Source organism: Microbacterium sp., from assembly GCF_040394595.1.
Classification (GTDB): Bacteria; Actinomycetota; Actinomycetes; order Actinomycetales; family Microbacteriaceae; genus Microbacterium.
This window is the reverse complement of sequence record NZ_JBEBSA010000002.1, coordinates 216,988-226,462: the sequence shown is the minus strand read 5'-3', so window position 1 is coordinate 226,462 and position 9,475 is coordinate 216,988. Positions and strand designations below refer to the sequence as shown.

The window sequence follows — 9,475 nt, the reverse complement described above, 5'->3', positions numbered from 1 at the left end:
TCCATGCGGAGTCGACGAGGTCTGACCGGGTGCGGGATCCTCATCGATCCGCTGTGCGTTTCTCTTCCTCCCCTCCCGCGTCCTCGTGGGGTCGCGGGGAAGACTCCCCGACACTAACAGCGAACCATCGCGAAATCCAGCATTTTCGGAATTCGACTTCCGGATCATGAAACTTCTTCTTGTATCTCCGCAGATACGGAACTATCGTCACTGAGATGACGCATTATCGGATCAGCGAAGCCGCCCGGCTGGTGGGTGTCAGCGATGACACCATCCGCCGGTGGGTCGCCGACGGCATCCTGCCCCTCGACCACGACGACGCCGGACGGCAGATCGTCCCCGGTGCGGCGCTCGCCGCGCACGCCAAGACGCTCGGCGGATCGACCGCCGAGGTGGGCGACGTGCAGCGCAGCGCGCGGAACCGCTTCGTCGGTCTCGTCACCAAGGTCGAGATCGAGGGCCTGATGGCACAGGTGGAGCTGCAGTGCGGGCCCCACCGCGTGGTGTCGCTGATGTCGTCCGAGGCCGCCCGGGAGCTGAAGCTCGAGGTGGGCTCGACGGGTGTCGCCGTAGTGAAAGCGACGATGGTGATCGTCGAGACCGACAAGGAGCCCCAGCCATGATCCGTCCCCTCCGTGCCGCGGCGATCGGCGCCGCCCTGCTGGTGCTGCTCGCCGGATGCGCCTCCTCCCCCGCCGCGAACGGCCCCGACCGCGACCCGAGCGCCTCCTCGACGCCCTCCGACGCCGGCCCCGAGCTCACCGGCGATCTCACGGTCTTCGCTGCGGCTTCGCTGTCCGGTGCGTTCGACAAGCTCTCCGAGGAGTTCGAGAAGCAGCATCCGTCGGTCGACGTGAAGCCGGTCTCGTACGACGGATCGTCTGTGCTCGCGACCCAGATCAACGAGGGCGCGTCCGTCGACGTGTTCGCCTCGGCGGACGAGCGCAACATGGCCAAGGTCACCGAGGCCGGGAATGCCGCGGATCCGACGGTCTTCGCGACGAACACGCTGCAGATCGCCGTCGCCCCCGGCAACCCGAAGAAGATCACGGGGCTCGAATCACTCTCCGCCGCCGGCCTCACGGTGGTGCTCTGCGCCCCGGAGGTGCCGTGCGGCAACGCCTCGCAGACGCTGCTGAAGGATGCCGGCGTGGTCCTGAAGCCGGCGAGCGAGGAGCAGAATGTCACGGCGGTGCTCTCGAAGGTCAAGAACGGCGAGGCGGATGCCGGACTCGTCTACCGCACCGACGTCACCGCTGCGGGCGACGCGGTGACCGGCGTCGACATCGCGAACACCTCGAAGGCCGTCAACCGCTACCCGGTGGTCGCTCTGAAGGACGCCCCGAACAAGGCGGTCGCCGAGGCCTTCGTCGCCTTCGTGCTCTCGCCCGAAGGGCGCACGGTGCTCGACTCGTTCGGATTCGGCGCACCGTGAGCGGCGCGCGCGTCTCGCCACGTCCGCCGGCCTGGCTGGCGGTCCCGGCGGGACTCGGCGCGCTGCTGCTCCTGCTGCCCTTCGCCGCCCTGCTCGCCCGGCTGGACTGGGCGGGCGTGCTGCCCGCGATCAGCTCGCCCGAGGCGCTGCAGGCCCTCCAGCTCTCGCTGGTGACCGCGGCGATCTCCACGCTGCTGTGCGCGGCGCTGGGCATCCCGCTGGCGCTCTTCATCGCTCGCAGTCCCGGCTGGCTCGCCGCCGTGCTGCGGACGCTCGCGACGCTGCCCCTCGTGCTTCCTCCGCTGGTCGGCGGCATCGCCCTGCTCTCGCTGCTCGGCCGGAACGGGCTGCTGGGCGGGGCCCTCGCGCTGGCGGGCGTCCGCATCCCGTTCACCACCGTGGCCGTGGTCATCGCGCAGACCTTCGTGGCGCTGCCCTTCCTGGTGATCTCGGTCGAGGGGGCGCTGCGCACCAACGGCACCGGGCACGAACTGGTCGCCGCCGGGCTCGGGGCGCGCCCGTTCACGGTGTTCCGACGGGTGACCCTCCCCCTCGTGGCTCCGGGACTCGTCGCGGGCGTCGTGCTCTGCTTCGCGAGGGCGCTCGGCGAGTTCGGCGCGACCGCCCTGTTCGCCGGCAACGCGCCGGGAGTCACGCGCACGATGCCGCTCGCGATCTACACGGCGTTCAACGGCGCGGGCGTGCGTGAGGACACCGCGATCGCCCTGTCGCTGCTGCTGATCCTCGTCGCCGTGGCGGTGCTCGTGCTCATGCGCGGCTGGCGGGCGGACGCGATCCGATGACGCTCGACGTCGACATCCGGGTGCGCGTGGGGGCGTTCGCGCTCGAGGTCGCACTCACCGCCCGCCCCGGTGAGGTGCTCGCGGTGCTCGGCCCGAACGGCTCCGGCAAGTCGACGCTGCTCGGCGCGATCGCCGGGCACTACGCGGACGTGTCCGGACGCATCCGCCTCGCCGGACGAGAGCTCAACGGCGCGCGGCCCGTGCCGATCGAGGAGCGCCGCGTGGGACTGCTCGGCCAACGGGCGATGCTGTTCCCCCATCTCAGCGCGGTCGAGAACGTGGCGTTCGGGATGCGCGCACAGGGCACCGCCCGTGCGGCCGCCCGGGACGCCGCGCGCGAGCTCCTCGGCGAGGTGGGTCTCACCGACCTCGCGGACCGGCGACCGGCCGAGCTCTCCGGCGGTCAGCAGCAGCGGGTGGCGATCGCGCGGGCGCTGGCGGCACGCCCCCAAGCGCTGTTGCTGGACGAGCCGTTCAGCGCCCTCGACGCGCAGACCGCGATGCAGGCGCGCCGCCTGGTGGCCGAGCTGCGCGATCGCTCCGATGTGCCGATGGTGCTCGTGACGCACGACCCCGTCGACGCCGTCGTGCTCGCGGATCGTACCGCGGTGGTCCACGAGGGCCGGATCGTGCAGCAGGGCGAGACCGCCGAGGTGCTCGGGCATCCGCGCTCTCCTTTCGTCGCTGCGGTCGCGGGCGTCAACCTGCTGCCGGTCACCGGGGCCGCGGACGGCGCGGCCGCCTCGACGGACGGGCTGCGGTGGCGCGGGCACGGCGACGCGCCGGCGCCCGGGGAGCCCGGCACCGTGGTGTTCGCGCCGGCTGCCGTGCGCGTGCGGAAGGAGATCGCCGAGGAAGCGTCCGCCCGGGCGGCGGCTGCGGGCGAGGAGGCGCCGCAGGGGACCGCGACCGCCGCCGGGCCGAACGCCTGGCAGGGGACGGTGAGCACCGTCGAGCCGGTTCCCGGCGGCATCCGGATCACTGCGGCGGAGCATCCCTCGATCGCCGTGGACCTCCCGCCGTCCGCGGCGGTGGCCGCACGCATCGGGGTGGGTGTACGGCTGTCGTTCTCGGTCGCCGCCGACGACGTGTCGGTCCGCCGCGACGGGTGATCCCGGATCGGCGAGCGGACCCGCCGGACGTTCCACGGTGCTACCGTTGACGACTCGAAGGGGTGAGCGATGACGATCACACCGGCCGCAAGCGGCCTCGGCGCACCGGATGCCCGGTCCACGGGCGCGAGGATGCTGCCCTCGACGGGGCTCACCGTCGACCGTCTCGCCCGCCCGCTGCGCGACCTGCGGATCTCCGTCACCGACCGCTGCAACTTCCGCTGCGTGTATTGCATGCCGCGAGCGGTATTCGGCAGGGACTATGCATTCCTCGACCGTGATGAACTGCTGTCCTTCGACGAGATCGAGCGGATCGCCCGCGCCGCGGTGCGTCACGGCGTGCGCAAGCTGCGGCTCACGGGCGGGGAGCCTCTGCTCCGTCGCGGCATCGAGGAGCTCGTCGCCCGCCTCGCCGCGATCCGCACTCCCGAGGGCGGGAAGGTGGAGCTGGCGCTGACCACCAACGGCTCCGCGCTCGCGGTGAAGGCAGCGGCGCTCAAGGCCGCCGGACTCGATCGGGTCACCGTGTCGATCGACTCCCTCGACGACGCGCTGTTCCAGGCGATGAACGACGTGCGCTTCCCGGTGTCCCGGGTGCTCGACGGCATCGATGCCGCACACGACGCCGGCCTCGGCCCCGTGAAGCTCAACATGGTCGTCAAGCGCGGTCTCAACGACGGCGAGGTGGAGCAGATGGCGGCCCGCTTCAAGGGCACGCCCGCCACCCTCCGGTTCATCGAGTACATGGACGTGGGGACGTCGAACGGATGGTCCCTCGACGAGGTCGTCCCCTCCGCGGAGATCGTCTCACGCATCGGGGCGCTGTTCCCGCTCGAGCCGGTGGGCGCGTCCGCACCCGGCGAGACCGCGCAGCGCTGGCGATATCTCGACGGCGAGGGCGAGATCGGACTCATCTCGTCGGTCACCAACGCCTTCTGCGGCACCTGCAACCGCGCTCGGGTCTCCACCGAGGGCAAGCTGTTCACCTGCCTCTTCGCCACGGAGTCGCACGACCTGCGGGCGCTGCTGCGCGGCGGGGCCTCCGACGACGAGCTCGCCGACGCGTTCGGGGCGATCTGGGGGGCCCGCGACGACCGCTACTCCGAGATCCGTTCCGGACTCACCCCCGAACTGCGCGCCACACTCCCCCGCGCGGAGATGAGCTACCTCGGCGGCTGACCCCGCGCTGCCCGCACGCAGAGCACGCAGAGCACGCGTCTATTCGTCGCAAAGTCCCGTTATTCGGACTGAATAACGGGACTTTGCGACGAATAGACGCGTCGGGCGCATCCGCCTCCGGGCGCTGACAGCCTGGACGCGGTCGGTTCGAACGCGTTCAGCCCGGTGCGAGACCTCCCCCGCAGGGACGGTTCGCGTCATCGGCGGCGGACGACGACTGCGACGCGCGAGGCTCAGAGCCCGACCCACTCCGAGACGCCGTCGTCGTAGTGCTGGCGTTTCCAGATCGGCACGCCGCTCTTGATCTCCTCGACCAGTCGCTCACACGCGGCGAAAGCCTCGGCCCGGTGCCCGGCGGACGCCGCCGCGACGAGTGCCACGTCGCCGATCCGCAGGTCGCCCACGCGGTGCACCGCGGCCACCGGCATCCCGGTCTCCGCCCCGACCCGGGCCACGATCTCCTCGAGGAACCGCTGCGCATCGGGATGCGCGCGATAGTCGAGCGCCTGGACCGCCCGCCCGCCGTCGTGGTCGCGCACGACCCCGCAGAAGGTCACGATCGCACCGTGCGCATCCGAGCCCACGGCCTCGCGCACGATCCGCTCGTCGATCGGCTCCTCGCTGATCAGCGCCACGGTCATACCGATGCCTCCGCCTCTGCGCCGACGCCCGCGCCGACCACCTCGCCGCCGACGTCGACGAAGGCGCGGATGCCCCCGGCGAGGAAACGGGCGTCGAGCCCGCGCCCCCGCAGCAGGTGCACCGCCTTCCGCGACCGGGGGTCCCGCTCGCAGTAGACGACCACGAGGCTCCCGTCCACGGGGACGTCCCCCGCTTCGATCCTCGCGAGTGGAAGCTCCTCGCTCCCGGAGATCCGCCGCGCTGCGCTCTCGTGCGGCTCCCGCACGTCGACGAGCCGCACCGGATCGCCGCCCCGCAGCATCCGCAGCAGCTCGGCCGCTGAGAGCTCGGCACCGACCGGGTCGTCCGGGCCGTCGGCGCCGCAGAACAGTTCGTCGTCGACGAGTCCGGCCACCGGATCGGTGATCTGCTGATACGGCACCTCGCGGGTGCGGGCGGTCAGCGCGTCGTAGAACAGCACCCGCCCCAGCAGGGGCTCGCCGATGCCGGTGACCAGCTTGATCGCCTCGGTCACCAGGAAGGAGCCGACCGCCGTGCACAGGCTCGGAAGCACCCCGCCGAGCTCGCAGGACAGCGCCTGGTCGGATGGCGGCGGCGCGGGGAAGAGATCGCGGTACGTCGGGCCGTGCCCGCGCCACGCGATGCCGACCTGGCCGTGGAAGCGCAGGATCGACCCCCAGACCAGGGGTTTTCCGGCAAGATCCGCGGCATCGTTCACGAGGTACCTGGTCGGGAAGTTGTCGCTGCCGTCGATCACGAGGTCGTAGTCGCCGAGGATGCCGGGGAGCGTCGCGGCGGTGATCCTCTCCCCGTGACGACGGAGATCGCAGTCGGGATCGATCGCCCGCACCGCGTCCGCCAGGGAGTCGACCTTGGGGCGTCCGAGGTCGGCGACCCCGTGGCTCAGCTGCCGATGCAGGTTCGAGAGCTCGACGCGGTCGTCATCGGCGACGCCGATCGTGCCGACCCCTGCCGCCGCCAGAGCGGGCACCACGGCACTGCCGAGTCCGCCCGCGCCGATCACCAGAACCCGCGCCGCGGCCAGCCGCCGCTGTGCGAGCTCGCCGAAACCGGGCAGCATGAGCTGCCGGCTGTAGCGCGCGATGCGCTCGGGCGGCAGCGCCGGCCCAGGATCGACGAGAGGGAGCATGGCGCCAGCCTAGCCCGCGCTCTCCGCATCGCGGCAGTGCTTTTCCGTCATACGGATGTGATCTTCCGCCGCGAGCCTCTCTCACCGCCTACCATTGTCCCCATGGCCATCGTCACGGTGCGGTACTTCGCCGCTGCTGCCGACGCCGCCGGTCGCGAGCAGGAGCAGCTCGATCTCGCCGCCGGGGCGACCGTCGGCGCGCTGCGTCGCGAACTGCTCGCCCGATACGGGGAGCCGATGGCGAAGGTCCTGCGCGCGGGCTCCTTCCTCGTCGACGGCACCGTGCGCCGTGAGGACGGGAGTCCGATCGGCAGCACGGTCGACATCCTGCCGCCCTTCGCCGGCGGCTGACGGATCATGCACGGACCCCAGGGAGGAACGATGACCCCGCACGCCCCCATCGGGACACCGAGCCCCGCGGAGCACGCCTCCGCGGTGGCGGATCTGCTCGCCCCGCTCGTCGCCCGTCTCGCCGAGCCCGTCCGGGCCGAGGTGCTGACGCTCGGCGATGCGCGGGGGCGCGTGCTCTCCGACGACGTCCTCAGCCCCGGCGCCGTACCGCCGTTCGCGAACTCCCAGATGGACGGCTACGCGGTCGCGGCGGCCGATCTCGCCGGGGCATCCGCGGATGCTCCCGTGCGGCTGCGGGTGGGAGCCACGAGCGCGGCCGGCGACCCCGTCGGAAGTCATGCGCCCGGCACGGCCAGCCCCGTGATGACCGGGGCGCCGATCCCCCGCGGCGCCGACGCCGTCGTGCAGATCGAGGTCGTCGACCCTCCGCACTTCTTCGAGCTGGGCGGCGACGTGCACGATGTGCCCGGCGCCCGGTCGGCCGGATTCTCCGCCGCCGTCGATCCCGGATCCTTCGTCCGTCCCGAAGGCGCCGACCTGCAGCCGGGCGCCGTGGTCCTGCGGGCGGGGACGCGGCTCGGGCCGGTGCAGCTCGGGTCGCTGGCCGCCGCCGGCATCGTCTCGGTCGCCGTGCGCCCGGTCCCTCGCGTGCTGCTGGTCTCGACCGGGCACGAGCTCCGGCGGCCCGGCGAGACGCTCGGCTCGGGACAGATCCACGACGCCAACACCACATCGCTCTCGGCGGCGCTCGTCGAGGCGGGGGCGACCGTCGTCACCGCGTTCGCCCCCGACGACGCGGATGCCCTGCGAGCGGCGATCGCGGCGCAGTCGGAGTGCGATCTGGTCGTCACCACCGGGGGCGTGAGCGCCGGCGCGTTCGAGGTGGTCCGCGATGCCCTCGAGCCCGAAGGCGTCTCCTTCGGATCCGTGGCGATGCAGCCCGGCGGCCCGCAGGGACTCGGCACGATCCGCGCCGGCGAGCGGGTGATCCCCGTCCTGGCCTTCCCGGGCAATCCCGTGTCGGCGCTGCTGTCCTTCGAGATGTTCCTCCGCCCCGTACTGCGCCGCATCGCGGGGCGTTCCCCGCATCGCCGCGCCGAGCACGCCGCCCTCGCGCACGACATCACCTCGCCCGCCGCCAAGCATCAGGTGCGTCGCGGCACGCTGCGTCCCGACGGTACCGTCGAGGTGGGCGCACCGGGATCCCACCTGCTGCACGCCTACGCCCTGGCGGACGTGCTCGTGCACGTGCCGATCGGCGTCGACGCCCTCGCGGTCGGCACCGACGTGGAGATCTGGAGGATCGATGACTGACCTGACGCACCTGCGGGCCGACGGCTCCGCGCACATGGTGGACGTCACCGACAAGGCGGTTACGCGCCGCGAGGCCCGCGCACAGGCCGTGCTGGTGACGACAGAGGAGGTCGTCGCGAAGATCGCCGACGGCTCGCTCCCGAAGGGCGAGGCCCTCGGCACCGCACGGCTCGCGGGGATCATGGCGGCCAAGCAGACCTCGGCGCTCATCCCGCTGTGCCATCCGCTGCCCCTGACGAAGCTCGCCGTCGACCTGGAGCCCGCGGGCGACCGGGTGCGGATCACGGCGACAGCGGTGACGAACGGCGTGACCGGCGTGGAGATGGAAGCCCTCACGGCCGCGAGCGTCGCCGCCCTCACCCTCTATGACATGATCAAGGCCATCGACAACCGGGCCGTGATCACCGACATCGCGGTGCTGGCGAAGTCCGGCGGCAAGAGCGGCGACTGGACGCGCTGATGCCCCGGTCCGCAACGGTTGTCGTCGTCTCCACGCGGGCGGCGGCGGGGGTCTATGAGGACCGCACCGGCCCGATGATCCGCGCCTGGCTGCGGGAACGGGGATTCACCGCGGACGACCCGGTGATCGTCGCCGACGCCGACGTCGCCGCCGCGCTGCGCGCCGCGCTCGCCACGGCCCCGGATCTGCTGCTCACCACGGGCGGGACCGGAGTGTCCCCCGACGACCGCACGCCCGAGGCGACGCGCGACCTGCTCGATGCAGAGCTCCCCGGCCTCCCCGAGGAGCTGCGCCGGCGCGGCGCGGCGAACACGCCGACCGCGCTGCTCAGCCGCGGACTCGCCGGGGTGTCCGGGCGCACCGTCGTGATGAACCTTCCGGGGTCGACGGGCGGCGTCCGCGACGGGCTTGCGGTGCTCGGCGACGTGCTCGACCATCTGCTCGATCAGCTCGCGGGCGGCGACCACGGAGGATGACGGCCGGAGGATGACGGCCGGAGGGCGCGCGCCGATCCGCCGCGTCGCCGGGTCACTGCTGCGCGGAGCCCGGACTGATGCGACACTCGTAGACATGCGATTCATCATCCGCGTCGTCGTGAACGCGTTCGCGATCTGGGTCGTCACGCTGATCCCGGCTCTGACGGTGTCGGTGACGGCGTTCCCGCCCGGCGGCGAACTGCAGCTCGTGCTGACCCTCCTGGCGATCGGTGCGATCTTCGCGCTGGTCAACACGATCGTCGGCACCGTCGTCAAGACGCTCGCCTTCCCGTTGTACATCCTCACGTTCGGTCTCATCGGCCTGCTGATCAACGGCTTCCTGCTGTGGCTCACCGCCTGGATCACGCACTTCTTCGGCTGGGGCCTCGCCGTGGAGAACTTCTGGTGGGGTGTCGTCGCCGCGATCGTGATCTCGATCATCAACGGCGTCTTCGGCGCGCTCCTGCGCCCGCAGCGCAAGCAGCCCGCCTCGCGCTGACGCATCGGCCTCCGGCGCGTCGAGCGCCTCCTTCTCGAGGATTGCCTATCCCCT

At 72.1% G+C, this 9,475-nt stretch carries 12 protein-coding genes; 10 read left to right on the top strand and 2 right to left on the bottom strand.

Annotated features, from left to right (window positions below; genetic code table 11):
• Positions 1-215: 215 nt before the first annotated feature.
• From ABWO84_RS03835 to moaA, 5 genes are all read left to right on the top strand, one after another.
• Positions 216-623, top strand: a complete 408-nt coding sequence (locus ABWO84_RS03835) for a TOBE domain-containing protein (protein ID WP_353112700.1) — start codon at positions 216-218, stop codon at positions 621-623.
• Positions 620-1,435, top strand: a complete 816-nt coding sequence (modA, locus tag ABWO84_RS03830) for a molybdate ABC transporter substrate-binding protein (RefSeq protein ID WP_353112699.1) — start codon at positions 620-622, stop codon at positions 1,433-1,435. The genes ABWO84_RS03835 and modA overlap by 4 nt, the downstream gene beginning before the upstream one ends.
• Positions 1,432-2,238, top strand: a complete 807-nt coding sequence (locus ABWO84_RS03825; RefSeq protein WP_353112698.1) for an ABC transporter permease — start codon at positions 1,432-1,434, stop codon at positions 2,236-2,238. Before modA ends, ABWO84_RS03825 begins: the two co-directional genes overlap by 4 nt.
• Positions 2,235-3,350: a sulfate/molybdate ABC transporter ATP-binding protein gene (locus ABWO84_RS03820; protein ID WP_353112697.1), complete on the top strand. Its 1,116-nt coding sequence runs from the start codon at positions 2,235-2,237 to the stop codon at positions 3,348-3,350. The genes ABWO84_RS03825 and ABWO84_RS03820 overlap by 4 nt, the downstream gene beginning before the upstream one ends.
• Before the next feature lie 69 nt (positions 3,351-3,419).
• Positions 3,420-4,529 carry a GTP 3',8-cyclase MoaA gene (moaA, locus tag ABWO84_RS03815; RefSeq protein WP_502915377.1) on the top strand — a complete coding sequence of 370 codons (1,110 nt, stop codon included), beginning with the start codon at positions 3,420-3,422 and terminating at the stop codon, positions 4,527-4,529.
• A gap of 233 nt (positions 4,530-4,762) precedes the next feature.
• Here moaA and ABWO84_RS03810 read toward each other — a convergent pair whose 3' ends face one another.
• Both ABWO84_RS03810 and ABWO84_RS03805 read right to left on the bottom strand, forming a co-directional pair.
• Complete coding sequence (locus ABWO84_RS03810; protein WP_353112696.1) at positions 4,763-5,170, bottom strand: molybdenum cofactor biosynthesis protein MoaE; 408 nt, start codon at positions 5,168-5,170, stop codon at positions 4,763-4,765.
• Positions 5,167-6,321, bottom strand: a complete 1,155-nt coding sequence (locus ABWO84_RS03805) for a ThiF family adenylyltransferase (protein WP_353112694.1) — start codon at positions 6,319-6,321, stop codon at positions 5,167-5,169. Before ABWO84_RS03805 ends, ABWO84_RS03810 begins: the two co-directional genes overlap by 4 nt.
• Positions 6,322-6,423: 102 nt before the next feature.
• Here ABWO84_RS03805 and ABWO84_RS03800 point away from each other — a divergent pair, with 102 nt between their 5' ends.
• The 5 genes from ABWO84_RS03800 (at position 6,424) to ABWO84_RS03780 (ending at position 9,421) form a co-directional block, all read left to right on the top strand.
• Entirely contained in the window at positions 6,424-6,672 is a 249-nt protein-coding gene (locus tag ABWO84_RS03800) for a MoaD/ThiS family protein (RefSeq protein ID WP_353112692.1), read from the top strand.
• A 30-nt stretch (positions 6,673-6,702) separates the two neighbouring features.
• Complete coding sequence (locus ABWO84_RS03795) at positions 6,703-7,986, top strand: molybdopterin molybdotransferase MoeA (protein ID WP_353112690.1); 1,284 nt, start codon at positions 6,703-6,705, stop codon at positions 7,984-7,986.
• Positions 7,979-8,446 (top strand): cyclic pyranopterin monophosphate synthase MoaC, encoded by a 468-nt coding sequence (gene moaC / locus ABWO84_RS03790; RefSeq protein WP_353112688.1) that lies wholly within the window; start codon positions 7,979-7,981, stop codon positions 8,444-8,446. The genes ABWO84_RS03795 and moaC overlap by 8 nt, the downstream gene beginning before the upstream one ends.
• Positions 8,446-8,922, top strand: a complete 477-nt coding sequence (locus ABWO84_RS03785) for a MogA/MoaB family molybdenum cofactor biosynthesis protein (protein WP_353112686.1) — start codon at positions 8,446-8,448, stop codon at positions 8,920-8,922. Before moaC ends, ABWO84_RS03785 begins: the two co-directional genes overlap by 1 nt.
• A gap of 94 nt (positions 8,923-9,016) precedes the next feature.
• The gene (locus ABWO84_RS03780) at positions 9,017-9,421 is read left to right on the top strand and encodes a phage holin family protein (protein WP_353112684.1); all 405 of its coding nucleotides are present in this window, start codon (positions 9,017-9,019) and stop codon (positions 9,419-9,421) included.
• Positions 9,422-9,475 lie beyond the last annotated feature (54 nt).

Excerpts from the sequence above, each read along its gene's own strand:
- ABWO84_RS03800 (WP_353112692.1), top strand. The coding sequence starts at position 6,424 with ATGGCCATCGTCACGGTGCGGTACTTCGCCGCTGCTGCCGACGCCGCC.
- ABWO84_RS03795 (WP_353112690.1), top strand. The coding sequence starts at position 6,703 with ATGACCCCGCACGCCCCCATCGGGACACCGAGCCCCGCGGAGCACGCC.
- ABWO84_RS03820 (WP_353112697.1), top strand. The coding sequence starts at position 2,235 with ATGACGCTCGACGTCGACATCCGGGTGCGCGTGGGGGCGTTCGCGCTC.
- modA (WP_353112699.1), top strand. The coding sequence starts at position 620 with ATGATCCGTCCCCTCCGTGCCGCGGCGATCGGCGCCGCCCTGCTGGTG.
- ABWO84_RS03810 (WP_353112696.1), bottom strand. The coding sequence starts at position 5,170 with ATGACCGTGGCGCTGATCAGCGAGGAGCCGATCGACGAGCGGATCGTG.
- ABWO84_RS03780 (WP_353112684.1), top strand. The coding sequence starts at position 9,017 with ATGCGATTCATCATCCGCGTCGTCGTGAACGCGTTCGCGATCTGGGTC.
- moaA (WP_502915377.1), top strand. The coding sequence starts at position 3,420 with ATGACGATCACACCGGCCGCAAGCGGCCTCGGCGCACCGGATGCCCGG.
- moaC (WP_353112688.1), top strand. The coding sequence starts at position 7,979 with ATGACTGACCTGACGCACCTGCGGGCCGACGGCTCCGCGCACATGGTG.
- ABWO84_RS03835 (WP_353112700.1), top strand. The coding sequence starts at position 216 with ATGACGCATTATCGGATCAGCGAAGCCGCCCGGCTGGTGGGTGTCAGC.
- ABWO84_RS03785 (WP_353112686.1), top strand. The coding sequence starts at position 8,446 with ATGCCCCGGTCCGCAACGGTTGTCGTCGTCTCCACGCGGGCGGCGGCG.
- ABWO84_RS03805 (WP_353112694.1), bottom strand. The coding sequence starts at position 6,321 with ATGCTCCCTCTCGTCGATCCTGGGCCGGCGCTGCCGCCCGAGCGCATC.